This window comes from Streptomyces sp. NPDC058239, assembly GCF_042882185.1.
Taxonomy (GTDB): domain Bacteria; phylum Actinomycetota; class Actinomycetes; order Streptomycetales; family Streptomycetaceae; genus Streptomyces.
In genome coordinates, this window is record NZ_JBHVWS010000064.1 from 23,221 (window position 1) to 48,537 (window position 25,317).

At 69.8% G+C, this 25,317-nt stretch carries 23 protein-coding genes and 1 riboswitch; of the genes, 12 read left to right on the forward strand and 11 right to left on the reverse strand.

Annotated elements, in window-relative coordinates:
• Window positions 1–186 precede the first annotated feature (186 nt).
• Entirely contained in the window at window positions 187–1,770 is a 1,584-nt protein-coding gene (locus ACFVYE_RS40535; RefSeq protein ID WP_383978975.1) for an adenosine deaminase, read from the forward strand.
• Between the two features lie 231 nt (window positions 1,771–2,001).
• Here ACFVYE_RS40535 and ACFVYE_RS40540 read toward each other — a convergent pair whose 3' ends face one another.
• Entirely contained in the window at window positions 2,002–2,466 is a 465-nt protein-coding gene (locus ACFVYE_RS40540) for an RICIN domain-containing protein (RefSeq protein WP_389608629.1), read from the reverse strand.
• A 407-nt stretch (window positions 2,467–2,873) separates the two neighbouring features.
• Here ACFVYE_RS40540 and ACFVYE_RS40545 point away from each other — a divergent pair, with 407 nt between their 5' ends.
• Together ACFVYE_RS40545 and ACFVYE_RS40550 are read left to right on the forward strand one after the other, a co-directional pair.
• On the forward strand, window positions 2,874–3,773 hold the full coding sequence (locus ACFVYE_RS40545) for a hypothetical protein (protein WP_389608630.1): 900 nt from the start codon (window positions 2,874–2,876) through the stop codon (window positions 3,771–3,773).
• A 124-nt stretch (window positions 3,774–3,897) separates the two neighbouring features.
• Window positions 3,898–5,139, forward strand: coding sequence for an esterase/lipase family protein (locus ACFVYE_RS40550; RefSeq protein ID WP_389608631.1), 1,242 nt, complete (start codon window positions 3,898–3,900; stop codon window positions 5,137–5,139).
• 166 nt (window positions 5,140–5,305) lie between these two features.
• Here the strand turns inward: ACFVYE_RS40550 and groL are convergent, their stop codons facing one another.
• The 4 genes from groL to thrC form a co-directional block, all read right to left on the reverse strand.
• Window positions 5,306–6,928, reverse strand: a complete 1,623-nt coding sequence (gene groL, locus ACFVYE_RS40555; protein WP_037692815.1) for a chaperonin GroEL — start codon at window positions 6,926–6,928, stop codon at window positions 5,306–5,308.
• A 355-nt stretch (window positions 6,929–7,283) separates the two neighbouring features.
• Window positions 7,284–7,490 carry a cold-shock protein gene (locus ACFVYE_RS40560; RefSeq protein WP_003967346.1) on the reverse strand — a complete coding sequence of 69 codons (207 nt, stop codon included), beginning with the start codon at window positions 7,488–7,490 and terminating at the stop codon, window positions 7,284–7,286.
• A 422-nt stretch (window positions 7,491–7,912) separates the two neighbouring features.
• Window positions 7,913–8,191 (reverse strand): MoaD/ThiS family protein, encoded by a 279-nt coding sequence (locus tag ACFVYE_RS40565; protein ID WP_072487929.1) that lies wholly within the window; start codon window positions 8,189–8,191, stop codon window positions 7,913–7,915.
• A gap of 29 nt (window positions 8,192–8,220) precedes the next feature.
• Window positions 8,221–9,522: a threonine synthase gene (gene thrC / locus ACFVYE_RS40570; RefSeq protein ID WP_389608632.1), complete on the reverse strand. Its 1,302-nt coding sequence runs from the start codon at window positions 9,520–9,522 to the stop codon at window positions 8,221–8,223.
• 18 nt (window positions 9,523–9,540) lie between these two features.
• Window positions 9,541–9,668: riboswitch (SAM riboswitch) on the reverse strand.
• Between the two features lie 153 nt (window positions 9,669–9,821).
• Here thrC and ACFVYE_RS40575 point away from each other — a divergent pair.
• Window positions 9,822–10,772 (forward strand): glucosyl-3-phosphoglycerate synthase, encoded by a 951-nt coding sequence (locus tag ACFVYE_RS40575; RefSeq protein ID WP_383969981.1) that lies wholly within the window; start codon window positions 9,822–9,824, stop codon window positions 10,770–10,772.
• A gap of 44 nt (window positions 10,773–10,816) precedes the next feature.
• The gene (locus tag ACFVYE_RS40580) at window positions 10,817–12,208 is read left to right on the forward strand and encodes a trehalose-6-phosphate synthase (RefSeq protein WP_383969911.1); all 1,392 of its coding nucleotides are present in this window, start codon (window positions 10,817–10,819) and stop codon (window positions 12,206–12,208) included.
• Between the two features lie 11 nt (window positions 12,209–12,219).
• Here the strand turns inward: ACFVYE_RS40580 and otsB are convergent, their stop codons facing one another.
• From otsB to ACFVYE_RS40595, 3 genes are all read right to left on the reverse strand, one after another.
• Window positions 12,220–13,098 carry a trehalose-phosphatase gene (gene otsB, locus ACFVYE_RS40585; RefSeq protein ID WP_383969914.1) on the reverse strand — a complete coding sequence of 293 codons (879 nt, stop codon included), beginning with the start codon at window positions 13,096–13,098 and terminating at the stop codon, window positions 12,220–12,222.
• 96 nt (window positions 13,099–13,194) lie between these two features.
• Window positions 13,195–13,461 (reverse strand): DUF3263 domain-containing protein, encoded by a 267-nt coding sequence (locus tag ACFVYE_RS40590; RefSeq protein ID WP_383969917.1) that lies wholly within the window; start codon window positions 13,459–13,461, stop codon window positions 13,195–13,197.
• 39 nt (window positions 13,462–13,500) lie between these two features.
• Window positions 13,501–14,754: an extracellular solute-binding protein gene (locus ACFVYE_RS40595; RefSeq protein ID WP_383969984.1), complete on the reverse strand. Its 1,254-nt coding sequence runs from the start codon at window positions 14,752–14,754 to the stop codon at window positions 13,501–13,503.
• A gap of 310 nt (window positions 14,755–15,064) precedes the next feature.
• Here ACFVYE_RS40595 and ACFVYE_RS40600 point away from each other — a divergent pair, with 310 nt between their 5' ends.
• From ACFVYE_RS40600 to ACFVYE_RS40620, 5 genes are all read left to right on the forward strand, one after another.
• On the forward strand, window positions 15,065–15,973 hold the full coding sequence (locus tag ACFVYE_RS40600; RefSeq protein WP_383969920.1) for an SIS domain-containing protein: 909 nt from the start codon (window positions 15,065–15,067) through the stop codon (window positions 15,971–15,973).
• 114 nt (window positions 15,974–16,087) lie between these two features.
• Window positions 16,088–17,020, forward strand: coding sequence for an ROK family protein (locus ACFVYE_RS40605; protein WP_383969923.1), 933 nt, complete (start codon window positions 16,088–16,090; stop codon window positions 17,018–17,020).
• Window positions 17,020–18,174 carry an N-acetylglucosamine-6-phosphate deacetylase gene (gene nagA / locus ACFVYE_RS40610; RefSeq protein WP_383969926.1) on the forward strand — a complete coding sequence of 385 codons (1,155 nt, stop codon included), beginning with the start codon at window positions 17,020–17,022 and terminating at the stop codon, window positions 18,172–18,174. Before ACFVYE_RS40605 ends, nagA begins: the two co-directional genes overlap by 1 nt.
• A 170-nt stretch (window positions 18,175–18,344) precedes the next feature.
• On the forward strand, window positions 18,345–19,328 hold the full coding sequence (locus ACFVYE_RS40615) for a 1-phosphofructokinase family hexose kinase (protein WP_389608633.1): 984 nt from the start codon (window positions 18,345–18,347) through the stop codon (window positions 19,326–19,328).
• 58 nt (window positions 19,329–19,386) lie between these two features.
• Window positions 19,387–20,238: a ketose-bisphosphate aldolase gene (locus ACFVYE_RS40620; RefSeq protein WP_383969932.1), complete on the forward strand. Its 852-nt coding sequence runs from the start codon at window positions 19,387–19,389 to the stop codon at window positions 20,236–20,238.
• A gap of 69 nt (window positions 20,239–20,307) precedes the next feature.
• On the opposite strand, the gene ACFVYE_RS40625 is transcribed toward ACFVYE_RS40620, so the two are convergent.
• Both ACFVYE_RS40625 and cdgB read right to left on the reverse strand, forming a co-directional pair.
• On the reverse strand, window positions 20,308–21,261 hold the full coding sequence (locus tag ACFVYE_RS40625) for a carbohydrate-binding protein (protein ID WP_389608634.1): 954 nt from the start codon (window positions 21,259–21,261) through the stop codon (window positions 20,308–20,310).
• A 152-nt stretch (window positions 21,262–21,413) separates the two neighbouring features.
• The gene (cdgB, locus tag ACFVYE_RS40630; RefSeq protein ID WP_383969938.1) at window positions 21,414–23,057 is read right to left on the reverse strand and encodes a diguanylate cyclase CdgB; all 1,644 of its coding nucleotides are present in this window, start codon (window positions 23,055–23,057) and stop codon (window positions 21,414–21,416) included.
• 370 nt (window positions 23,058–23,427) lie between these two features.
• On the opposite strand from cdgB, the gene ACFVYE_RS40635 reads away from it, so the two are divergent.
• On the forward strand, window positions 23,428–23,934 hold the full coding sequence (locus tag ACFVYE_RS40635) for a flavin reductase family protein (RefSeq protein WP_383969943.1): 507 nt from the start codon (window positions 23,428–23,430) through the stop codon (window positions 23,932–23,934).
• A gap of 162 nt (window positions 23,935–24,096) precedes the next feature.
• Here the strand turns inward: ACFVYE_RS40635 and arfB are convergent, their stop codons facing one another.
• Window positions 24,097–24,531, reverse strand: a complete 435-nt coding sequence (arfB, locus tag ACFVYE_RS40640) for an alternative ribosome rescue aminoacyl-tRNA hydrolase ArfB (protein ID WP_072487942.1) — start codon at window positions 24,529–24,531, stop codon at window positions 24,097–24,099.
• Window positions 24,532–24,723: 192 nt separating this feature from the next.
• Here arfB and ACFVYE_RS40645 point away from each other — a divergent pair, with 192 nt between their 5' ends.
• On the forward strand, window positions 24,724–25,299 hold the full coding sequence (locus ACFVYE_RS40645) for a TerD family protein (protein ID WP_382946185.1): 576 nt from the start codon (window positions 24,724–24,726) through the stop codon (window positions 25,297–25,299).
• The last annotated feature ends 18 nt before the right edge of the window (window positions 25,300–25,317 follow it).

Sequence of the window (25,317 nt, forward strand, 5' to 3'; positions counted from 1 at the left end):
ACTTGAGAAAGATCATTGCCTCCGATTGCATTGCCGCGCGCTGGGAGAAGCCTCCGACTCTTCCGGGGGGTATCCCCCGGAAGAGTTGGAGGGCAGCGCCCGCCCACGCACTCGATCGGGTGGACGTTTCAGGCCATAGATGCAGTTTGGGTGAGAAATGCCTTCGCCGAACGCGATCATTCGGCCGTGATCTCAACAATCCGGACGGCCCACCGTCCCAAGTCCCTGCTCCCGGCCGGGCTCGGCGTACTCGCCGTACTGTCCCTGCTTCCCGCGGTCCCGGCGACGGCGGCACCGGTCGGCGACGCGTCGCCCCGCGCGGTGACCCCGGCCGAGCGCAGAACTGCCGCGTACCTCGACTCGTTGCAGAACAGGCCCGAGAGGCTGAAGGCCTTCTTCAAGGCGCTGCCCAAGGGGGGCGACCTCCACAACCATCTGTCGGGCGCGGCAGAGACCGAGTTCCTGATCAAGCTCGCGGGCGAGAACGGGCTGTGCATCGACGCGACGACGACGGCTGTCGCGCCGCCGTGCGGACCGGGCAAGAGGCCCGCCATCGACGCACAGACGGACGCCGCCTTCCGGCAGCAGATCGTCCGGGCCTGGTCCATGCAGGACTTCCCGTCCGATCAGTCCGGTCACGACCACTTCTTCGACACCTTCGGCAAGTTCAGCCTGGCGACATGGGACCGCGGCAAGCTGCTCGCCGATGTGGCCGACACAGTGGTCGAGCAGAACCAGTTCTATCTGGAGACCATGGTCACCCCCGCGTCGGAAAGCACCAAGCAGCTTGCCGACGCCGTGGGTTACGACGCCGATCTGGCGGCGTTCCACCGCAAGCTCCTGGCCGGCGGGCAGCTCGACCGGGTCGTGGACGATGCGGTCCGGGAGGCCGACGCCGCCGACGCCCAGTTCCGGGCGGCCGCGCACTGCGACACCGCGCGCCCCGACCCGGGCTGCCGGCTCCCCGTCAGGTGGATCTCCCAGGTGTCCCGGGGCAGTTCACCGGCGCGGGTGTTCACGCAGATCGCGGTCGGCATGCGACTGGCGGAGCGCGACCCGAGGTTCGTCGCGGTCAACCTCGTACAGCCCGAGGACGGGCAGAGCGCGCTGCTCAACTACAGCCTCCAGATGCGGATGCTGAATTATCTGCGCGGCCAGTACCCCGGCGCCCACCTCACCCTGCACGCCGGGGAGTTGGCCCCCGGACTGGTCAAGCCCGAGGACCTGACGTTCCACATCCGCGAGGCCGTACTCGTCGCCGGAGCCGAACGCATCGGACACGGCGTGGACCTGGTCCACGAGGACGACTGGCGGCAGCTCGCCCGGACGATGGCACAGCGCAAGGTGGCCGTCGAGGTGCCGTTCTCCAGCAACAAGCAGATCCTCGGCATCGCGGGCGACGACCACCCGTTCAACGCGTACCGCCGCTACGGCGTCCCGGTGGTCCTGTCCACCGACGACCCGGGGGTCTCGCGGATCGACATCAGCCACGAGTACCAGTACGCCGCCAGGACGTACGACCTCGGCTACACCGAGCTGAAGGACCTGGCCCGCGCCTCGCTGGAGTACGCGTTCCGCAACGGCCGCAGCCTGTGGGCCACCGGCTCCGCCCCCTCCGGCTACCGCCTGGTCACCGCCTGCCGCAGCGACCGGCCCGGCGCCGACCACCCGAGCGCGCGCTGCGCCCGCTACCTGGCCGACAACCCGAAGGCGGCGACCGAGTGGCGCCAGGAGGCGGCCTTCGCCACCTTCGAGAGCCGTCACCGGTAACCGCGCGCAGCACACGTCCGGGTCCGGGGCCCCGGGTCCGGGCCCGGACGTGTCTGCGCCACTCCGCCGGAGCCGGCCAGAGGTGCCTGCGCGTGCCCGGCACTAGACGGCACACGCCGTCCGGATCGGCCCCGGCCGGCGGCTCGCGCGACGACCGTGAGTGAGAAACCGCCCCGTGCCCGGAAGGACGTTCCAGGCACGGGGCGGGTCGCGTGACCGATCGAACAGGTACTAGCCGAGCCGCTCCAGGATCCACTGGGGCCCGCCGTCGTAGCTGACGATCGCGCGGCTGCCCTGCGTGGTCAGGCGGCCCAGCTCGCCCCGGCCGAGGGCGATGGCGACCGGCCCTCCGTCGGTCGAGTCCTGGATCGACCACTGGTCGGGCTGATTGCCGCACTCGTCGACCCACACCGCCGGCGGGTAGATCCGGACCGGCGAGAGTGCCAGGCAGCGGCCCTCACCGCGTGCCTCGATGATCTGGGCCAGACCGTTGTCCTGGTTACGGATCTCCCACACGGTGCCCGGGTTGCAGGGCTCGATGTGGCCGCCCAGCGGGCCTTCACCGCGCGCCAGACACGCGCCGCTGCGCACGTCACGGATGAAGTAGGCGCCGTCGTCGGCGGCCAGGGACGGGGTGGCGAGCGCCAGGACCGCAACGGCGGACGCGGCCGGCGACAGGATCGAGCGAATACGCACGGGACTCCTCATACGAGTTCGGGGCGGGAATTACGGGCCACTTGACCCAGCACCAAGATCACAAGAGCTCGCCCCCCTTGCCCCGCTTCCCGCATCGCGCCCCCACCGATCCACCCTCTCAGCAGCGGCGCATTCGGAGTACACCCAGCGCATTCAGATCAACGCGCACGCCCCCTCACCAGGGGGCATTCCACCCGGAGCTCAAGTCGCGAAGTCCGAGCGCTCTTTCCGAGGAACAGGAGGTGGGCCACTACCCACCCGCCCTCCCCACCCGGCGAGTTGACTTCTCGTGACCGGCTTGCCACGGATGGTGGCGACGCTCTGGCGTTCCGAATAACGAACGACCCCTGCCGGTGCTGGAACACCGAAACAGGGGTCTGACCACTTCGATCGTCAGGAGCGATCTCATGGCTGTCAGCCAGCTTAGTGCCGCCCCACGCGCGTCGCACGTACCCCCGCACCCCATGGCCAATCCGGGTTACGGCAAGCGCTCCGCACCCTCCCAACACCCCCGCACCGACCGCGACTTCGCGCATCTGCCGCCCCGTGAGGCATCCATCGCGGCATACATCGACCGGCTGCCCGACGGCGCCGACATCTCCGTGAAGACGCTGGCCAAGGTCCTCCCGTACGGACAGTGCGCGCTGCGGACCGCCCTCAACCAACTCCAGGACGCCGGGCATCTGCGGCGCGGCAGCGAGTGCGTCGCCAATGGCGAGGTCCTGCTCTGGGTGACCCGCACATTCTTCTCCCGCACCGCGCGGGACGACGACTGGTGGGCGGCGTTCACCCGGGGCGACGTACCGCCGGAGCAGCGGCACCGACACCCCACCCGCTCCCGGGCGTTCGTACTGCTGGCCGCGCTGGGTCGTACCGCTCCCTCACTCACCCTCTCGGCGGCGGACTGTGCGGCGCTGGAACCGCAGGTCACCGAATGGTTAGAGCGCGGCGCCACAGAGGCTCAGCTGCTTCACGCCCTCACCGACGGCCTCCCCGCCCCCATCCACCACGCGGCGGCCCTCGTCCGCAGGCGGCTGGCCGACAAGATGCCACCCGAACGGATCACTCCGGCACAACAGCGGACGGTGTTGCGCACCCTCGAATGCAGCGAGTGCCGCGCACCCGGCAGCGCGGAGAGCCTGATCGGGGGCCGGTGCGGACCATGCCGGGGCACCCCCGTCGTACCCACCGGACCGGCCGGAACCGTCCCGGCGATGGGCGTACGCAGCCGCATGAGCGAGGTCCGGGCGGCGATGACCCCACGATCCGAACGGATCGGCCGGCCGATCCGTTCTCGCCTGTCATGATCGCCGGATGTCCGAAACCGGCTCCCACCTGGGAGTGGTTTGATCCACTTCTCCCTCCCGGTCACTACTCTGTGTGTTCCTCTTGGCACTCGTTGTAACGAACCGGCCCAAAGGGGAACGAACCATGTCCGAACCGACTCACGAGCAGATCGTCTCGGAGCTTCACAGCAAGCCCCCCATCACCCTCGCCCCCGGCCCCCGCCTGGACGCCGAGAAGCACGGTGCCCTCCCGCTGCCGCCGAGCACCGTATGGGACCTGCCGGGCGGCACCGCCTGGGTCTACTACGGCGAGGGGCACTCGGGTCTCACGCGGCCCGTGATCTTCGCCGACGGATTCAACACCGGTCCGAGCAGCCTGGACTTCTCCTGGGAAATCATGGAGTTCGGCGACTACGCGCTCATCAGCGAACTGCGCCGCCGGGGACACGACGTCATCATTCTCGGCTTCCACGAGCGCAGTGCGTCGATTCTGGACAACTCCCGGACCGCGCAGGCCGCGATCCTGCACGCCATCGCGGAACGGCAGGGTGACGCGCCGCTGGCTGTCGGCGGGTTCAGCATGGGCGGGCTCGTCACCCGGCACGCGCTGGCCAAGATGGAGAGCCAGAGCATCGACCACCAGACCTCTCTCTACTTCTCGTACGACAGCCCGCACCGCGGCGCCTGGATCCCGATCGCGCTGCAGGCGTTCGCGCACTACATCAAGGATCTCGACAGCCGGTTCTCCGACCAGATCAACAGCCCGGCCGCCCGTCAGCTGCTGTGGCGGCACATCGAGAAGTGGGACGGGACGCCGGACCAGAGCGACGAGCGCGCCACGTTCCTCGCGGAGATGGAGGCCGTCGGCCAATGGCCGCGCCGGCCGCGGCTGATCGGTGTCGCCAACGGCGTGGCCGACGGCACCGGCACCGATGTGCAAGCCGGCGAACTGGCGCTGGAGGGCAAGGGCCTGTCAGTCGTGGGCACCAAGCTCTACACCCAGTCCCCGGGCGAGAACGAACTCGTCGCGAAGCTGCGGGTGGTGACACTGAAGACCAACCAGGTACATACGTCCGGACTCCCGTCGATCGACGGCGCACCCGGCGGCTCGCTGGAAGGGTTCGGCATCCTCGCCGACGGGCTCAACGCCCTCAACCCCCTTCTCGGGTTCAAGACCGACGTACGCATCCGCTCGCACTGCTTCGTGCCGGCCGTCAGCGCCGTCGACGTGGGCGATCCGGACACGGACGAGGAGCTGTACAAGGACATCTCCGCGCTCCCGCCGAATGCCGGCGGGCTCGACGAGTTCAAGCTCGCGTCCCGCAACGAGGGGCACACCCTTGTGACGGAGGAGCTCTGCACCTGGCTCCTCGACCGGCTTCCGTAGTTCCGCGGTCCCGTCGCGCGGGGTATCGCGCGCCCACGGTGCTCCGGCGGGCATCGTGGGCGCGCCCACCGCCCCACCCCGTACAGAAACGACATCGGCCCCCGGGACCAGCTGGTCCCGGGGGCCGATGCGGCAAAGCTGTACAGGAACTACCGATCCGTCAGGATCAGAAGTCCATGTCACCGCCCGGCATGCCGCCCGGAGCAGCCGCAGAGGCCTTCTCCGGCTTGTCGGCGATGACGGCCTCGGTGGTGAGGAACAGCGCGGCGATGGACGCGGCGTTCTGCAGGGCGGAGCGCGTGACCTTCGCCGGGTCGAGAATGCCCTCGGCGATCATGTCGACGTACTCGCCGGTCGCGGCGTTCAGACCGTGACCGATCGGCAGGTTGCGCACCTTCTCGACGACGACGCCACCCTCGAGACCACCGTTGACGGCGATCTGCTTGAGCGGAGCCTCCAGCGCCAGCTTGACGGCGTTGGCGCCGGTCGCCTCGTCACCCGAGAGCTCCAGCTTCTCGAAGACGGCCGAGGCCTGGAGCAGAGCCACGCCACCACCGGCGACGATGCCCTCCTCGACGGCGGCCTTGGCGTTGCGCACCGCGTCCTCGATGCGGTGCTTGCGCTCCTTGAGCTCGACCTCGGTCGCGGCACCGGCCTTGATGACGGCCACGCCGCCGGCCAGCTTCGCGAGGCGCTCCTGGAGCTTCTCGCGGTCGTAGTCCGAGTCGGAGTTCTCGATCTCGGCACGGATCTGGTTGACGCGACCCTGAACCTGGTCGCTGTCACCGGCACCGTCGACGATCGTGGTCTCGTCCTTGGTGATGACGACCTTGCGGGCACGGCCGAGCAGGTCGAGACCGGCGTTCTCCAGCTTGAGGCCGACCTCCTCGGAGATGACGGTGCCACCGGTGAGGATGGCGATGTCGCCGAGCATGGCCTTGCGGCGGTCACCGAAGCCCGGGGCCTTGACGGCGACGGACTTGAAGGTGCCACGGATCTTGTTGACGACCAGGGTCGACAGGGCCTCGCCCTCGACGTCCTCGGCGATGATCAGCAGCGGCTTGCCGGACTGCATGACCTTCTCCAGCAGCGGAAGGAGGTCCTTCACGTTGCTGACCTTGGAGTTGACGATCAGGATGTACGGGTCGTCGAGGGACGACTCCATGCGCTCCATGTCGGTGGCGAAGTACGCCGAGATGTAGCCCTTGTCGAAGCGCATACCCTCGGTGAGCTCCAGCTCCAGACCGAAGGTCTGGGACTCCTCGACGGTGATGACGCCTTCCTTGCCGACCTTGTCCATGGCCTCGGCGATGAGCTCGCCGATCTGGGTGTCGGCGGCGGAGATGGAGGCGGTCGAAGCGATCTGCTCCTTGGTCTCCACGTCCTTGGCCTGCTCCAGGAGGGCGGCGGAGACGGCCTCGACGGCCTTCTCGATGCCCCGCTTGAGGGCCATCGGGTTGGCACCCGCGGCGACGTTGCGCAGGCCCTCGCGGACGAGAGCCTGGGCGAGAACGGTGGCGGTGGTCGTACCGTCGCCGGCGACGTCGTCCGTCTTCTTGGCGACCTCCTTGACCAGCTCCGCACCGATCTTCTCGTACGGGTCCTCCAGCTCGATCTCCTTGGCGATGGAAACACCATCGTTGGTGATCGTGGGGGCGCCCCACTTCTTCTCAAGGACGACGTTGCGACCCTTGGGGCCAAGGGTGACCTTGACGGCGTCGGCGAGCTGGTTCATGCCGCGCTCGAGACCGCGCCGGGCCTCCTCGTCGAACGCGATGATCTTGGCCATGTGAAGTGGTCCTCCCGGACAGGGGTGGATTTCTCCGGACCGAGTGGCGCCCGCGACGGACGGCCTGCGTGTCCGGTGGTTCCTTGCCCCACCGGACCTGCGGGCCTCACCGGCCCGGTCCAAGTTCTGTCACTCTCACCTGGAGAGTGCTAACGCCAATGATTAGCACTCGACCCCCTGGAGTGCAAGCGCCTTCGAAGAAGGCTCGCTGAGGGGCGGCGGTCGGACGGCGGGAGGGCCAAGCTCGACGACAGCCGCTCACGGGCGGCCGCGGACGCAAGCGCACGGAGGGCCCGTACCCCAGGGGTACGGGCCCTCCGTGCGTGAGTAGTGTCGTTGGCCGACCGCGTCGAGCTCAGCCGACGGCGAGCTTGACCATGTCCGCCTGCGGCCCCTTCTGGCCCTGCGAGATCTCGAATTCAACTCGCTGACCCTCTTCGAGGGTGCGGTACCCGTCCATCTGGATCGCGCTGTAGTGGACGAAAACATCCGCACCACCGTCGACCGCGATGAAGCCGTACCCCTTCTCCGCGTTGAACCACTTGACGGTGCCCTGAGCCATGCCTAACTCCCCTATTACTGGCCCTTGCACAGGACCGCACTTCGCGGACCCGGGTCAGAACTCACCCCCCGACAGGAGAGGGTGCGTGCGCCGGAACGCGTCGACCGCGGCCGAATGTATCTGCCCAACTGCCCTCTGCAACAGGTCAATCGGACGAGAATTCTGGGCAGCACCGAACGCCCTAATATGAGGAATTCATAAGATTCCAGGGCAAGTCGGGCCAGGCAAAGGCGACTTATGGCGCAAGGAGATCCAACACTTTGGCTGCTTCTTGTCGCGGCCGGGCGCATTCTCATATGCGGGCGGCACGGGCAGCTGGGGGGACTTCCCACACTGTACCGCGCTCAACCATGCAGAATTGCCCCCTCCGCTTCTCTCGCGGAGGGGGCAATACAGATAACGCTGTGAAGTCGGACGGACGGTCAGCAGCCGCCTGCGACTGCCGGGATGATCGAGATGCCCGCGCCGTCCGGCGTCGCCGTCTCCAGGCCGCCCTCGAAGCGCACGTCGTCGTCGTTGACGTACACGTTCACGAAGCGGCGCAGCTTGCCCTGGTCGTCCAGGACGCGGGCGGCGATGCCCGGGTGGTTCTGCTCCAGGGACTCGATGACCTGGGAGAGGGTCGAGCCCTCGGCCGGGACCTCGGCCTGGCCGCCCGTGTAGGTGCGAAGGATGGTGGGGATGCGGACCTTGACGCTCATGAGGGGTGCCTTTCTTCGGTCTCGGGTGGTCAGCTGGCGGCGAGGCCGGCGGCGCGGAACGCGTCCAGGCTCGGGCGGATCGTCGCGGTCGCCTGCGAGGTGGCGGCCACCGCGTCCAGCGTCTTGAGGCCGTCACCGGTGTTGAGGACGACGGTGGTCAGCGCCGGGTCGAGCAGACCGGCCTCGATGAGCTTCTTCGTCACGCCGACCGTCACCCCGCCTGCCGTCTCCGCGAAGATGCCCTCGGTGCGCGCCAGCAGCTTGATCGCGTCGACGACCTGCTCGTCGTCGACATCCTCGACCGCGCCGCCGGTGCGGCGGGCGATGTCCAGGACGTACGGGCCGTCGGCCGGGTTGCCGATCGCCAGGGACTTGGCGATGGTGTTCGGCTTCTGGGGCCGCACGACGTCGTGACCGGCCTTGAAGGCGGTGGAGACCGGGGAGCAGCCCTCGGCCTGGGCGCCGAAGATCTTGTACGGCTTGTCCTCGACGAGACCGAGCTTGATCAGCTCCTGCAGACCCTTGTCGATCTTCGTGAGCTGCGATCCGGAGGCGATCGGGATGACGATCTGGTCGGGCAGCTGCCAGCCGAGCTGCTCGCAGATCTCGTACGCCAGGGTCTTGGAGCCCTCGCCGTAGTACGGGCGCAGGTTGACGTTGACGAAGCCCCAGCCCTCGCCGAGCGGGTCGCCGATGAGTTCCGAGCAGAAGCGGTTGACGTCGTCGTAGTTGCCCTCGATGCCGACCAGCTCGCCGCCGTACACCGCGGCCATGACGACCTTGCCCTGCTCCAGGTCGTGCGGGATGAACACGCAGGAGCGGAAGCCGGCGCGGGCGGCGGCGGCGCCCACCGCACCGGCGAGGTTGCCGGTGGAGGAGCAGGAGAGGGTGGTGAAACCGAAGGCGCGGGCGGCCTCGACGGCGATGGCGACGACGCGGTCCTTGAAGGAGTGCGTCGGGTTTCCGGAGTCGTCCTTGACGTACAGGCCGCCGGTGACGCCCAGCTCGCGGGCGAGGTTGTCGGCCTTGACCAGCTTGGTGAAACCGGGGTTGATGTTGGGCTTGTCCGCGACATCGGCGGGGACCGGCAGCAGCGGCGCGTAACGCCAGATGTTGTCGGGTCCGGCCTCGATGCGCTTCTTCAGCTCGTCGGGGGAGCCGCTCGGCAGGTCGTACGCCACTTCGAGCGGCCCGAAACAGGACGCGCAGGCGAAAATGGGGCCGAGCTCGAAACGCTCGCCGCACTCGCGGCAGGAAAGCGCCGCGGCGGGTCCGAGGTCGACAGCTTCGGCGGAAGAATTGGTGCTTGCTGCAACAGTCTGCACGGCCATGATGGCGGAGGCCCTTTCTCCTCATCTTCCTTGCGACGCATTTCGCCACAAGACGGAATTGGCACCTTCCCCACCGTGACCTCGCGGTCGGCGGGAGGGTTGCCGGGACTTCAACGGGCCGTTCCCTCAGTCCCTCTGGATGAGCGCTGTGGCACTGGATCATCGATCCAGGCATTTATTGGCGGACTGACCCCGACATGCGACGGCCATCCGCGTTGTTCAAGACTGTAACCGAAGCACCGGACAGTTGAGATAGTCGTCCGAACCGCGAGATGGATCACATACAGGGAGTATCGACCGTGCTGGAAGAGGTCGAACGCTGGCTGGCCAGGCGTTCCTGGTCGGCCGCCGACCGCCCGCTGGACCGCGTCCTGGCCGCCAAGGCCAGGGACCCGCGCCGCGGGAGCGTGAGCGTCGTACTGCCCGCGCTGAACGAGGAGGCGACGGTCGGCCGGATCGTTGCGACCATCCGGCGCGAGCTGATGGAGAAGGTCCAGCTGGTCGACGAACTCGTGGTGATCGATTCCGGTTCCACGGACGCCACCGCGAAGGTGGCCCGGGAGGCCGGCGCCCGGGTGGTGCACCGGGACGAGATACTCCCCCGGATACCCGCCGTGCCCGGCAAGGGCGAGGTGCTGTGGCGGTCGCTCCTGGTGACCGGCGGTGACATCGTCTGCTTCATCGACGCCGACCTGAAGGACTTCTCGGCGGACTTCGTCTCCGGCATCGTCGGCCCGCTGCTGACCGACCCGAACGTGCAGTTCGTGAAGGCGATGTACGACCGCCCCCTCGGTGACACCGCAGGTCAGGGCGGTCGCGTCACCGAACTGGTGGCCCGTCCGCTGCTCAATCTGCACTGGCCGCAGCTGGCCGGTTTCGTTCAGCCGCTGGGCGGGGAGTACGCCGTGCGCCGCTCCCTGCTCGAACGGCTGCCCTTCCCCGTCGGCTACGGAGTGGAACTGGGCCTCCTGGTCGATGCGCTGCACACGGTGGGTCTGGACGCGCTGGCCCAGGTCGACGTAGGGGTGCGCAAACACCGCCACCAGGACGGGCAGGCGCTCGGGCGGATGGCGGCGACGATCTACCGGACAGCTCAACTCCGGCTGTCCCGCGGTCACTTGGTACGGCCTTCGCTCACCCAGTTCGAGCGTGGCGAGGACGGCTTCGTACCGCACACCCATGCGGTGGACACCGAGGAGCGGCCCCCGATGCGCGAGATCGAGGAGTACGTTTCGCGCCGGGCGGCCTGACTTCGCACGTTTGGGCGGTTCGTGATCGGGCTAGATTCCGCAACATGGTCTCCGAGCACGAAGCCCAGCCCGCTGCCCAAGTCCTCGTTGCGTCCAACCGCGGCCCGGTGTCGTACACCCTCGCCACGGACGGATCACTCGACGCGAAGCGCGGCGGCGGCGGGCTCGTCTCCGGGCTGAGCGCCGTCAAGGACAAACTGTGGGTGTGCGCCGCGCTCGGTGACGGGGACCGGGAGGCGGTCCGGCGCGGGGTCGGTGAGCAGGGCGTACGGATGCTCGACATCGACGCGGCCGTCCACGCGGACGCGTACAACGGCATTGCGAACTCGGTGCTCTGGTTCGTCCACCACATGCTGTACCAGACGCCGCTGGAGCCGGTCTTCGACGCGGAGTTCCGGCGGCAGTGGGCGTCGTTCGAGACGTACAACCGGGCCTTCGCCGAGGCGCTCGCCGAGGAGGCGGGCCGGGGTGCGGCGGTGCTGGTGCAGGACTACCACCTGGCGCTGGTGCCCGGCATGCTCCGCGAACTCCGCCCCGACCTGCGGATCGGCCACTTCTCGCACACCCCGTGGGCGCCCGTCGACTACTTCCGTCTGCTCCCCGACGACATCGCCGAGCAGCTGCTGCACGGCATCCTGGGCGCGGACCGGGCGGCCTTCCTGACCCGGCGCTGGGCGGATGCGTTCATCGGCTGCTGTACGGAGATCCTGGGCGGCACCGGCCGGACCAGGATCGGGGTGCACGGGCTCGGCGCGGACGCGGACTTCCTGCGCGCACGCGCGCACGAGGCGGACGTGGACGAGCGGATGGCGGCGCTGCGGGAGCAGGTCGGCCCGGGGCGGAGGACGATCGTACGAGTGGACCGGACGGAACTGTCCAAGAACATCGTGCGCGGCCTGCTCGCGTACCGCGCGCTCCTGGAAGAGCGGCCGCAATGGCGTGAGCGCGTCGTCCATGTCGCCTTCGCATACCCCTCTCGGCAGGACCTGGCGGTGTACCGCGACTACACGGCCGAGGTGCAGCGGGTCGCCGACGAGATCAACGCCGTGTACGGCACGGCGGGGTGGACGCCGGTCGTGCTCCACGTCAAGGACGACTTCGCCCGCTCGCTCGCCGCGTACCGGCTGGCCGACGTGGCGCTCGTCAACCCGATCCGCGACGGCATGAACCTGGTCGCCAAGGAGATCCCGGTCGTCTCCGACCACGGCTGCGCGCTGGTGCTGTCGCGGGAGGCGGGGGCGTACGAGGAGCTGGGCAGCGACGCGGTCGTGGTGAACCCGTACGACGTGTCCGCGACGGCGGCGGCGCTGCACGAGGCTCTGACGATGGCGGACGACGAACGGGCCGCGCGCACGGAGCGGCTGGCCGCGGCGGCGGTGGCGCTGCCGCCGCAGCAGTGGTTCCTGGACCAGCTGGACGCGCTGCGGCGGGAGTGAGCCGGCGCGGGCTAGAGCTGTCGCGCCAGGGCTGCCAGGAAGCCGACGACGGCTCCCGGGCCGTTCAGCAGCAGATCGGCCCGCTCGGCCAGTTCGGGCACCTCCGCGCTGCCGCTGCAGACCAGCAGTCCCGGGATGCCGTCGGGGCCCTCGGTGCGGAGCTTCTCCACGGCGGCGTACGCCGCTAGGTCACCCAGGTCGTCACCCGCGTACAGAACGGACTCGGCGTCCAATTCCCCTACGTACTGCGTGAGCGCCACGCCCTTGTCCGTGCCCGGCGGGCGCAATTCCAGGACCAGGCGACCCGGTTCGACGATCAGCCCGTGCCGGGCGGCGAGCTCGCCGAGGGGGCCGCGCAGGACCTCGAACGCGGCCTGCGGGTCGACGGCGCGGCGGGTGTGGACGGCGAGCGCCTGGCCCTTCTCCTCGATCCAGGTTCCGTGCCACGAATCGAACCGGTCGAGCACGCCCGGGAGTTCGGCGCGGACCGCAGCCACGCCGGGGTGCGGGGCGGGGGCGTGGACGGTGCCGGAGACGGCGTCCCAGCGTTCGGCTCCGTAGTGGCCGAGGACGACGAGATGGTCGAGTCCCGGTACTCCGGCGAAGCCGCCGTGCCGGACCGCGACGCCGGCCGGGCGGCCGGTGATCACGGCGATGGAGGCCACTTTCGGGGCGAGCGCGACGAGCGCGTCGACGGCGCCGGGGTGGGCGCGGGCCTGTTCCGGGTCCGGGACGATGTCGGCGAGGGTCCCGTCGAAATCGAGCGCGACGACGGCACGGTCCGGGCGCGCGAGGATCGCGGCCAGGGCTTCTCGGCCGGGTGGGGTGGTGGGGGTCGGGAGCTCGGACGGGATCTCGCTCGGCACGGGTACGTGCGGATTGCTGCCCATGGGGCCGAGCCTATAGGCGTACCGCCGGGCACAGCCATGGGCGACGTGGCATACGGGCGGCGTCATGATCACCGTCTCCCGCCGAGCGGGTGCCGGTCAGCGACGCCCCCGTTTCGCGTCGCGGACCCGGCGCAGGCGGTTCACCGTCACCGGGTCCTCCTCCAGCGCGCGGCGGTCGTCGAGAAGCGCGTTCAGCAGCTGGTAGTAGCGCGTGGGCGAGATGCCGAGCTGTTCGCGGATCGCGCGCTCCTTCGCCCCGGGCCCGGCCCACGACTGCCGTTCGACGGCGAGCACGGCACGGTCCCTGGCGGAGAGGCCGACGGGGCCGTCCGTGTCGTCGGGGCCATTCGGGGGGGCGCTCATATCAGCCAACATATCGCCCGGACGGAGAGCCGCCGCCCGTTACTCCGCGTCCTCCGCCGCCCTCGCGTCCTGTGCGATCTTCCCCAGCACGTTCTCGGGGCTCGCGTTCGGCGCGACCGCGTCGCCGATGTTCTCCTTGATCGACTCGCTGGCACGCGCCCAGGACGTCTTGCCGAACGGGTAGAACTCCGAGTTCGGCAGCGCGGCCAGGAACTTCCACAGCGGCTTGTACTTGGGATCGGACTCCATCGCCGCGGAAGCGCTGTCGGTGACCGGCAGCAGGCCGTACTCGTCGGCGAAGTCGATGACGTTCTTGTCGGTGAACACGTAGTCGAAGAACTTGCCCGTCTCCACACGGTGGCCGCGCTGCTTGAAGCCCATGATCCAGTCGGCGACGCCCATCGACCCCTCCGTGGGGCCGCCGATGCCGGGCAACGGCACCATGCCGACGGAGACGCCCTTCTTCTCGGCCTCCTGCATCAGCGTCGGGTGCCCGTTCAGCATGCCGACCTCGCCGCGCGTGAACGCGTCGAACGCCTTGCCCCGGTCGAGCTTGCCGGGGGCGACGGGGCCCACGAGGCCCTTGTCGACCAGGTTCGTCTTCAGCCAGTCGAACGTCTTGACGTTCTCGGCCGAGTCGATCTCGTACGAGCCGACGTCGTCGATGTAGCCGCCGCCCCCGCTGAGCAGCCACATCATGGTCTCGGCCTGGGACTCCTCCGGACCGAGCGGCAGCGCGATCGGGTACGTCACACCGCGCTGCTTGAGCACCGCCGAGTCGTTGCGTATGTCGTCCCAGGTCTGCGGGGCATCGAGGCCCGCCTGTGCGAAGGACTTCTTGTTGTAGAAGAGCAGTCGGGTGCTGGCGACGAACGGCAGTCCGTACTGGTTCTGGTCCACGCTGCCCGCGTCGGCGAGGCGCGGCAGGAAGTTGGCCTGGGTGGGGATGCTCAGCATCTCGTCGGTCCGGTAGAGCTTGCCGGCCTTGGCGTAGTCGGCGTACGCGCCGATCTGGGCGATGTCGGGGGCCTGACCCTTCTTCACCATCTCGGCGACCTCGCGGTCGACGTCCTTCCACGAATAGACGCTGACATCGACCTTGATGCCGGGATGGGACGCCTCGAAGCCCTTCACGAGCCCGGCCCAGTACTTCTTGGAGCTGTTGGCCGCGCTGTTGCCGTAGTCCGCCGCGACGAGCTTGAGGGTGACATCCCCCGATCCGCTGTCGCTGCCGCCGCATCCCGACAACGTTGCCGTCAATCCCAGTGCGACCACAGCCGCCGTCAGTCCCAAGTAACGCCGCCGCACAGCCCAGTCCGTCCTCGTCCATTTGCGTCATCCGCGCCGGCCACGTCCTCGTGGGGGCCTCCGGATGAGCTGCGATCCTCCCCCGAGCGATCGTCGAAGGTCTACACCACCGGTGTATCGCTTTGGCAACGTACCCGGACCCGTGTCCGGTTGACGCCCGAGGCCATTGCCCTTGACCTGCGCCGACTGCTAAGTAGGTTTCGGCGCAAGGCCGTTCATGGTCCGGACCTTTACTCCGCTGCTGTACCGCACCGCCCGCATCGTTACCGTTCCACGCCGCAAGGAGCCGTCCAGCATGTCCCGTACCGCATCAGAAATTGCCACCCAGCCCGACTGCTGGCGGCGTGCCGCAGAGGCGGGGGCGGTGTTCGACGGGCTGCCGCGGCCGGGTGAGCGGGTCGCCGTCACCGGGTGCGGCACCTCCTGGTTCATGGCGATCGCGTACGCGGCGCTGCGCGAGGCGGCCGGTCAGGGCGAGACGGACGCGTATCCCTCGTCGGAGTTCCCGTCCGGGCGTCCCTACGACCGGGTGGTGGCGATCACCCGCTCCGGTACGACGACCGAGGTGCTGGAGCTCCTCGGCGAGCTGCGCGGCAAGGTCACCACCGTCGCGCTGACCGCCGACCCGAGGACGCCGGTCATGGACGCCGCCGACGCGGTGGCCGTACTGGACTGGGCGGACGAGGAGTCGGTCGTCCAGACCCGTTTCGCCACCACCGCGCTGGCCTTTCTGCGGGCCGGCCTGGAGGCGTCGGGTCCGCTTCCGGCCGGGGTGAAGACGGTCGCCGCTGCGGCGGTCGACGCGGAGCTCGCGGTGACGGAGCCGCTGGACGAGGCGGTGGTCTCGGCCGAGCAGTGGACGTTCCTGGGGCGCGGCTGGACGTACGGCCTGGCCCAGGAGGCCGGGCTGAAGATGCGTGAGGCGGCGGGTGCCTGGACGGAGTCGTACCCGGCGATGGAGTACCGGCACGGCCCGATCTCGATCACCGGACCGCACCGCGTGGCGTGGGTGTTCGGCCCGCTGCCGGAGGGGCTCGCCGGCGATGTGGCGCAGGTGGGCGGCACGCTGGTCGCGCATGCCACCGCTGACCCGATGGCGGATCTGATCCGCGCGCAGCGGCTGGCCGTCGAGCTCGCGGAGTCGAAGGGGTACGACCCGGACCACCCGCGCAATCTCTCGCGCAGCGTGATCCTTTCGTCCTGAGCCCGCTGTCCGGGTCCACTGCTGCGGGGTCGCGGGCGCGATTTTGTATGGAGGCGCAACAAACCACGATAGTGGACTAGACCTTTTGGGGTTCGTCGGGCGAAACTGTTTCCCGTGAAACACGTCATCGCCCTCGATGTGGGCGGCACCGGAATGAAGGCCGCACTGGTCGGGGCCGACGGCGCCCTGCTGTACGAGGCTCGGCGGGCGACCGGCAGAGAACGCGGTCCCGACGCCGTCGTGGAGTCGATCCTCACCTTCGCCGCGGACCTGCGGGCGTACGGCGAGCAGCACCTCGGCGAAAGCGCTGTCGCGGCCGGTGTCGCCGTGCCCGGCATCGTCGACGCCGAGAACGGGATCGCGGTCTACGCCTCGAACCTGGGCTGGCGCGACGTACCCATGCGGGAACTGCTCGGCGAGCGGCTCGGCGGTGTCCCCGTCGCGCTCGGCCACGATGTGCGCACCGGCGGACTCGCCGAGGGCCGGATCGGCGCGGGCAAGGGCGCCGACCGCTTCCTCTTCGTGCCGCTGGGCACCGGCATCGCCGGGGCCATCGGCATCGCGGGCACCATCGAGTCCGGCGCGCACGGGTACGCGGGCGAGATCGGCCACATCGTGGTCCGGCCGGACGGCCCGGACTGCGGCTGCGGCCAGCGCGGCTGCCTGGAGACCCTGGCGTCCGCCTCCGCGGTGACCCGGGCCTGGGCCACGGCGTCCGGCGATCCGACGGCGGACGCCGCGGATTGCGCGAAGGCCGTGGAGTCGGGCGACCCGGCGGCCGTGGAGGTCTGGCGCAACGCGGTCGACGCGCTCGCCGCCGGGCTGGTCACCGCGCTGACGCTGCTCGACCCCAGCACGCTCATCATCGGTGGCGGTCTCGCCGAGGCCGGGGAAACCTTGTTCACACCACTCCGTGCGGCCGTCGAGGAACGTGTCACGTTCCAGAAGCTGCCCCACATCGTCCCGGCGGCCCTCGGGGACACCGCCGGATGCCTGGGCGCAGGGCTGCTCGCCTGGGATCTTCTCTCCACGGAGGTATCCGCCTGATGGCCGGACGCGCAGACAGCACAGTTCTCGCAGGTGCCCGGGTGGTGCTTCCCGCCGGGACCGTCGAGGACGGCCGGGTGATCGTCGAGGGCACCCGGATCGTCGGCAGTGCGGCGGAGGGCGCCCGGACCGTCGACCTGAGCGGCCACTGGGTGGTCCCGGGCTTCGTCGACATGCACAACCACGGCGGCGGCGGCGCATCCTTCACCTCCGGCACCGTGGACGAGGTCCTCACCGGTATCCGCACCCACCGCGAGCACGGCACCACCACGCTGGTCGCCTCCACCGTCACCGGGGAGATGGACTTCCTCACCCAGCGGGCCGGTGTCCTGTCCGAGCTGGTCGAGCAGGGCGACCTGGCCGGTATCCACTTCGAAGGGCCGTTCATCTCGCCGTGCCGCAAGGGCGCGCACAGCGAGGATCTGCTGCGCCACCCGGACCCGGCCGAAGTCCGCAAGCTGATGGACGCGGCGCGCGGCACCGCGAAGATGTTCACGCTCGCCACCGAACTCCCGGGCGGCATCGAGTCGGTGCGGCTGCTCGCCGAGCACGGGGTGATCGCCGCGATCGGGCACACCGACGCGACGTACGAGCAGACCGTCGAGGCGATCGACGCGGGCGCCACCGTCGCCACGCACCTGTTCAACGCCATGCCGCCGCTCGCCCACCGCGAGCCCGGCCCGATCGCGGCCCTGCTGGAGGACGAGCGGATCACCGTCGAGCTGATCAACGACGGTACACATCTGCACCCCGCCGCCCTGGAGCTGGCCTACCACCACGCCGGCGCCCACCGCGTCGCGCTGATCACCGACGCCATGGACGCGGCCGGCTTCGGCGACGGCCGGTACCAGCTCGGCCCGCTCGCGGTCGAGGTCAAGGACGGCGTCGCGCGGCTGGTCGAGGGCAATTCGATCGCGGGCTCCACACTCACCCTGGACACCGCGTTCCACCGGGCCGTGACCATCGACAGGATCCCGGTCGGCGATGTCGTGCAGTCCATCTCGGCCAACCCGGCACGGCTGCTCGGCGTGTACGACAAGGTCGGCTCGCTGGACCCGGGCAAGGACGCGGACCTGGTGATCCTGGACGCGGACTTCGCGCTCAAGGGCGTCATGCGCAAGGGCGAATGGATCGTCGACCCCCAGATCGGTTGATTTGACCCGTTATTGACGGCGGGTCGAATACGTAACGAAGAGACGGCGGTTGGTCCGGAGGTCTGGGCCGACCGCCGCCTCTTTGACATGATCGCCTGGGAAACAGGCAGAGAAAGCGCATTCCGTCCAAGGATTCGCGCTCCAGAGCAGGGATCGAGGGAGCGGCCGCGGTGATCCTCACGGTCACACTGAATACGGCACTCGACCTGACGTACGGCGTCCCGGAGCTCGTCCCGCACGCCAGTCACCGCGTCAGCGACATGTCCGAGCGGCCCGGCGGCAAGGGCCTCAACGTGGCCCGGGTGCTCTCCGCCCTCGGCCACGAAACCGCAGTCACCGGCTTCGCCGGAGGCCCCACCGGAGCCGTGCTGCGCGAACTGCTGGCCGTCGGCCTGCCGCCGCGGAACGCGGACACCAGGACCGAAGACGGTGCCACGCCCACCGCCGCGCCGATCACCGACGCCCTCGTCACCGTCGCCGGGAACACCCGTCGCACGATCGCCGTCGTCGACCGGGCCACCGGCGACACCACCCAGCTCAACGAACCCGGTCCGCTCGTCACCGCCGACGAATGGACCGCCCTCCTCGGCCGGTACGAGGAGCTCCTCACCGGGGCCGACGCCGTCGCCCTCTGCGGCAGCCTGCCGCCCGGCATCCACGTCGGCGCCTACGCCGAACTGGTCCGCCTGGCCCGCACCGCCGGTGTCCCCGTACTCCTGGACACCAGCGGCGAACCGCTGCGCCGAGGCATCGCCGCCCGCCCCGACCTGATCAAGCCCAACGCCGACGAACTCGCCCAGCTCACCGGCTCCCGCGAGCCGCTGCGCGCCACACGCGACGCCCGCCGCCGCGGTGCGCACGGGGTCGTCGCGTCACTGGGCCCGGACGGCATGCTGGCGGTCACCCCCGACGGCGTCTGGCAGGCGTCCCCGCCGGCCAAGGTCCTGGGCAATCCGACCGGTGCGGGCGACTCCGCGGTGGCCGGGCTGCTGTCCGGCCTCGTCGAGGGCCTGAGCTGGCCGGACCGGCTGCGGCGGGCGGTGGCACTGTCGACGGCGACCGTGCTCTCCCCGACGGCCGGTGACTTCGACCGCGCGGCGTACGAGGAGCTGCTGCCGCGCGTCGGCATCGAGGAACACACAACGGCGGCCTGAGGCCGCGCCCGTCCCGGACCCGCGTTCAGCTGGTTCGAAGAAGTAGCAAGAGGTCAGCATGCCGCTCGTCAGCACCGGTGAACTCGTCTCCGCCGCCCAGGCCGAGGGACGCGGGATCGCCGCCTTCAATGTCATCACGCTGGAGCACGCGGAGGCCATCGCGGCCGGAGCGGAGCGGGCCGGAGCGCCCGCCATCCTGCAGATCTCCGAGAACGCCGTGAAGTTCCACGGCGGGCGGCTCTGCGCCATCGCAGCCGCGGCCGCCTCCGTAGCCCGCACCTCCGGCGCCCCCCTCGCGCTCCACCTCGACCATGTCGAGTCCGTGGAGCTGCTGCACCAGGCGCACACGGAGGGCTTCGGCTCGGTGATGTTCGACGCCTCCAAGCTGCCGTACGAGGAGAACGTGCGGGCCACGGCCGAGGCGGTGGCGTGGGGTCATGAGCGCGGCATCTGGATCGAGGCCGAGCTCGGCAAGGTCGGCGGCAAGGAAGGCGAGGCCCCGCTCGACGCCCACGCCCCCGGCGTCCGTACCGACCCGGCCGAGGCCGCCGCGTACGTCCGCGACACCGGGGTGGACGCCCTGGCCGTCGCGGTCGGCTCCTCGCACGCCATGACCGAGCGCACCGCCGCCCTGGACCACGGCCTGATCGGCCGGCTGCGCGACGCGGTCCCGGTCCCGCTGGTGCTGCACGGCTCCAGCGGTGTCCCGGACGACGAGATCCGCCAGGCCGTCGCCTCCTCCGGCATGGTCAAGATCAACGTGGGTACGGCGCTGAACACGGCGTTCACCGGCGCGGTGCGGGCCTACCTGGCCGAGAACACCACGGGCGTGGACCCGCGCAAGTACATCGCACCGGGCCGCGAGGCGATGGCCGCGACGGTGGCGGGGTTCCTGAGCCTGATGGGCTGACGGCCCGCACGCAAAAGCGGTCCGGCCCCCACACCTTCGGGTGTGGGGGCCGGACCGCTCACGTACGGGTCAGCGGCGCTTCACGTGACCGGCCTTCAGCGACAGCTGGTCCAGGTTGGCATCACACTGATCGCCCTCGTTGCAGGAGATCATCAGGGTGTTCGCACCCTTGGTGAGGTTGAGCCAGGCGAACGTGGTCGTCCAGCCCTTCTCCAGGTCACCCTCCGGCGCGTGCGCGTAGTTCTCCATGTTGATGCCGCGGGGGGCCTCGGAGTTGACCGTGAGGGACATCTTGGCGTCCTTGCCCGGTACGCCGTACGTCACGAACAGCGTGTACGCACCGGCCTTCGGCACCTCGACCGACCAGGTTGCCGACCTGCCGACCTCGTTGAGGTTGATGTACTGGCCGTTGGCGCTCTTGGCACCCTTGGTGGTGTTGTCCAGCTGGGCCGTGCCGCCGAGCTTCAGCGTCGCCGCGTCCTGCTCGGGGAGCTCGACCGGGGCCTCGGAGCTCGCGGACTCCTTGGGCTTCGGGGACTCCTCGACCTGGCTGCCGGGTCCGGCAGAGGTGGTGGCCTCCTCCTTCTTGTCCTTCTTGCCGGCGTCCGCGAGCAGCGCGGCGCCGATGCCGATGAGCACGACCAGGACCACCGCGACGGCGCCGATCAGCAGGCCCTTGGTGTTCGGGCCGCCCTTACCGGGGCCGCCGGAGCGGCCGCGGCCGCCCTGCTGCGGGACATGCGCGGTGGGAGCGCCGCCGGGGTACGTCTCCGGGGCGGCGTACTGCGCGTTCGGCTGGCCGTACGGCTGCTGCGGCACCTGCTGCCCGTACTGACGCTCGCCGACTGTCCGCACCTGGTTGTACGAGGTCCGGGGCACGCCGGGCTGCGGGGCCGCCGGACCCGGGTAGCCGTAACCGCCCTGCCGTGGCGGCTGGGCGCCTGCTGCCTGTCCGTCCTCGTACAGGTAGCCGAACGGATCGTCGTCCTCGGGCTTGCTTGCGCCGTTGTTCCCGGCCGTCATCCCTGGGTCACTCCTCACCATGTCGCCAGCCGTCGCCGAATTTCGCCAGCCGTGGCCGACCGGCCGAGCCTACCCCGAACGGACCGCACCAAGAATTGCCGCCGCACGTCCTGGAACCGCGACGGGATGCGGGAACAGCGCCGTCGTGAACGTCAGCCGGCCCTGCGGTGAACCTTCGCCCGGGACCGCTTCTCCACGTACATCCGCTGGTCGGCGGAGCGCAGTACCTCTTCGGCGGTCATGCCGCAGGCCGCCCAGCCGATGCCGAAACTCGCCCCGACGCGCACCGCCCGGCCGTCAACCCGAATGGGCGGAATAATGGCGTTACGGAGGCGTACGGCCAGGTCCGCGGCATCTGCGGCGCCGAGTCCGTCGGCGAGAACGACGAATTCGTCACCCCCGAGCCGGGCGACGGTGTCGCCGTCACGGACACAGGTGGTGAGACGGCGGGCGACCTCGATCAGTACCGCGTCACCGGTGTGGTGGCCGAAGCGGTCGTTGATCGACTTGAAACCGTCGAGGTCGCAGAAGAGGACCGCGAGGCCCTTCGCCCCGTCGTCGTTCTCGGTGTCGGGTGCGACGGAATGCACATGGTGGTCGTACGGGCCGCCGGGCACCGAGTCCACGTCGTAGCCGTGCGTCCGCGCGTCCGGATCCTCGACGTCGCCGTAGGCCGCGTCCAGCGCCTCCACCGCGGTGGAGGCCACCGAATGCGGGCGCTCGCAGAGCCGGGAGCTGAGCCGGGAGCGCAGTTCGGCACTGTTGGGCAGACCGGTGAGCGCATCGTGCGAGGCGCGGTGCGCGAGATGCAGCTCGTGGCGCTTGCGCTCCTCTATGTCCTCGACATGGGTGAGCAGGAAGCGCGGGCCGTCCGTGGTGTCGGCGACGACGGAGTTGCGCAGCGAGACCCAGAGGTAGGTGCCGTCCCGCCGCCCGAGCCGCAGCTCGGCGCGGCCGCCCTCGGCGGAGGTGCGCAGCAGGGTGCCGATGTCCTCGGGGTGGACGAGGTCGGCGAAGGAGTAGCGGCGCAGGACGGACGCGGGGCGGCCGAGCAGCCGGCACAGGGCGTCGTTGGTGCGCAGCAGCCGGCCGTGCTGGTCGCCGCCCATCTCGGCGATGGCCATGCCGCTGGGCGCGTACTCGAAGGCCTGCCGGAAGGATTCCTCACTCGCCCGCAGCGCCTGCTGTTCGCGCTCCAGACGGACCAGGGCGCGCTGCATGTTTGCTCTCAGCCGGGCGTTGCTGATCGCAATGGCTGCCTGTGATGCGTACATCTGGAGCGCCTCACGGCCCCAGGCGCCGGGGCGGCGGCCGTTGCGCGGGCGGTCGACGGAAATGACGCCCAGGAGATCGAGGCCGCCGCCGGACGCGTACATCGGGGCGTAGAGCCGGTCCTGGGGGTGCCATTCGTCCTCGAAGCGGGGCTCGGGGCCATCGGTGTGCCACTGCGGTACGTCGTCGTCGAGGAGGACCCAGCCGTCGGTGTGCGGTATGAAGCGGAGCTCGTCCCAGCCCTCACCCATCGAGAGCCTGCGCTCCCAGGAGGCGCGCGAGCCGACGCGGCCGGTGATCAGGGCTTCTGCGGCGCTGTTGCCGGCGAAGGCGGCGACGACGAGATCACCGTCGGGGCGGACCAGGTTCACGCAGGCCAGCTCGTAACCGAGACCGGCGACGATTCCGTCGGCCACGGTCTGCAGTGTGTCGGCCAGGCTCCGCGCCGTATTGAGATCGGCCACGGCCTGGTGCAGCTGCCGCATCGTCGCAAGACGGACGTACGGCTCCGACTCGGCCTCCATTGCTCGCACTCCCCGAGACCTCGACAGCACTCCAGGTTTCATATCGACGTACTGGCTTCAGTGTCACGGCCACTGAATCACAGTGAGCTGTGCAGTCGGTACACAGGGTCAGCAAATATTGCACTCTGTGACTCAAGTCACAACAGATGATGAAGGGGCCGGAGAGCCGCGCGGATGCGGTCCATCCTTTTCTTGAACGCAAATCCGTACGTTGCAATGCCGGGCCGTCGCCGCCCTGGACCGCGGGTCCTAGGACCAGGCTGGTCCCCTGGCCCGATGCGACGGCACACCGTGCGCGGCTAGCGTGCCCGGTGTGCTGCAGACGAAGCCCCCCACCCCGCGTTCCGAGCCCATCCCCCATGCTGAGGGGGTGAGCAACGATGAGTTCCGAGGCGCCCTCGCCCGGCTGGCCGCCGGAGTCGTGCTGATCACCGCCGAGGAGCCGCCGCTCGACGAGAACGGGCACGGTGAGGACGTCGGGATGACGGCGACCGCCTTCATGTCGGTGTCGCTGGACCCGCCACTTGTGATGGTCAGCCTGCGCAACGACTCACGGATGGACGATCTGCTGTCGGAGCAGCCGCTGTGGGCGGTCTCCGTGCTCACCGAGAGCCAGCGGCACATCGCCGGCCGGTTCGCGATGAAGGGCCGGATCAGCGACCGGCTGCTGTTCGAGGACATCCCTTATACAAGGGGAGAGATCAGCCATGCGCCCCTGGTCGGAGGCGCACTGGCCACGCTGGAGTGCCGCACCGAGCAGCGGGTCCTGGCGGGCGACCACACGCTGGTGATCGGCCGGGTGCTGAGCGCGGCCCTGCCGAGCGGGGACGGATCGCCGCTGACGTACTTCCGGGGGCGCTACCGGCAGCTGGGGTGAGGGGGGCGGCATCGCGCGGCCGAGGCGAACGGGGCCTACGTCGCGCGGGCGCGGCCCGTCGTACGGGGCGCGGCGGCGGCGGTCGTACGGTCCCGCGGGGGCGTCGCGCGGGCGCGGCGGCGGCGGTCGTACGGTCACGCGGGGGGCGTCGCGCGGGCGCGGCTACCAGTCGCGGCCGGAGCGGCCGCGCTTCGTCTCGCCGCGCTGCTTCTTCTCCCGCAGGCGGCGTTCGTTGATGCCGCGCGGAATCCTGGTCTTGCGGCGTGGCCTGGGGGGCGGCGCCGTGGCCTCGGCCAACAGGGACGCGAGCCGCACGAGAGCCGTCTCGCGATTGCGCCACTGGGAGCGGTGCTCGGACGCCCGTACCGCGATCACCCCGCCCACGAGCCTGCTCTCCAGACGCTGGAGCGCCCGCTCCTTCCACACCTCGGGAAGCGACTCGGTCGCCGCGAGGTCGAAGCGGAGCTCCACCTGGGAGTCGCTGGTGTTGACGTGCTGCCCGCCGGGCCCGGAGGACCGCGAGAAACGCCACATGAGCTCGGCCTCCGGCAGGGAGACCGAACCGCGGATGACATAGGGCCCGGACATGGCACCCATGTTCCCCGGCCCACAGGGCGTTCGTCACCTTCTTTTGCCGTACGGCCCGTGCGGGCCGTCGGGCCGACCGGGGGACTTCGGTAAAGAAAGTAAAGGGAGCAGGAACCTCCTGGTCCCTCGCCCACGTTATGACCTGTGACGGTAGCTTCGTGATGACATGAAGCCCGCAATCGACGATGAAAGGGACTTCCCATGGCTGTAAGCCTGTCCAAGGGCGGCAACGTCTCGCTCACCAAGGAGGCCCCGGGCCTGACCGCCGTCACGGTCGGCCTCGGCTGGGACGTCCGCACCACCACCGGCACCGACTTCGACCTCGACGCCTCGGCGATCGCGGTCAACCCGGGCGGCAAGGTCGTCTCCGACGGCCACTTCGTCTTCTTCAACAACAAGTCGACGCCGGACCAGACCATCGTTCACACCGGTGACAACGTCACGGGCCAGGGCGAGGGCGACGACGAGCAGATCAACGTCAACCTGGCGGGCCTGCCCGCCGACGTCGACAAGATCGTCTTCCCGGTCTCGATCTACGACGCCGAGACCCGCAGCCAGAACTTCGGCCAGGTTCGCAACGCGTTCATCCGCATCATCAACCAGGCCGGCGGCACGGAGATCGCCCGTTACGACCTGAGCGAGGACGCCGCCACCGAGACCGCCATGGTCTTCGGCGAGCTCTACCGCAACGGCGCGGAGTGGAAGTTCCGCGCGGTCGGCCAGGGTTACGCCTCGGGCCTGCGCGGCATCGCGCAGGACTTCGGCGTCAACCTCTGACGCAAGAGCCCATCACGC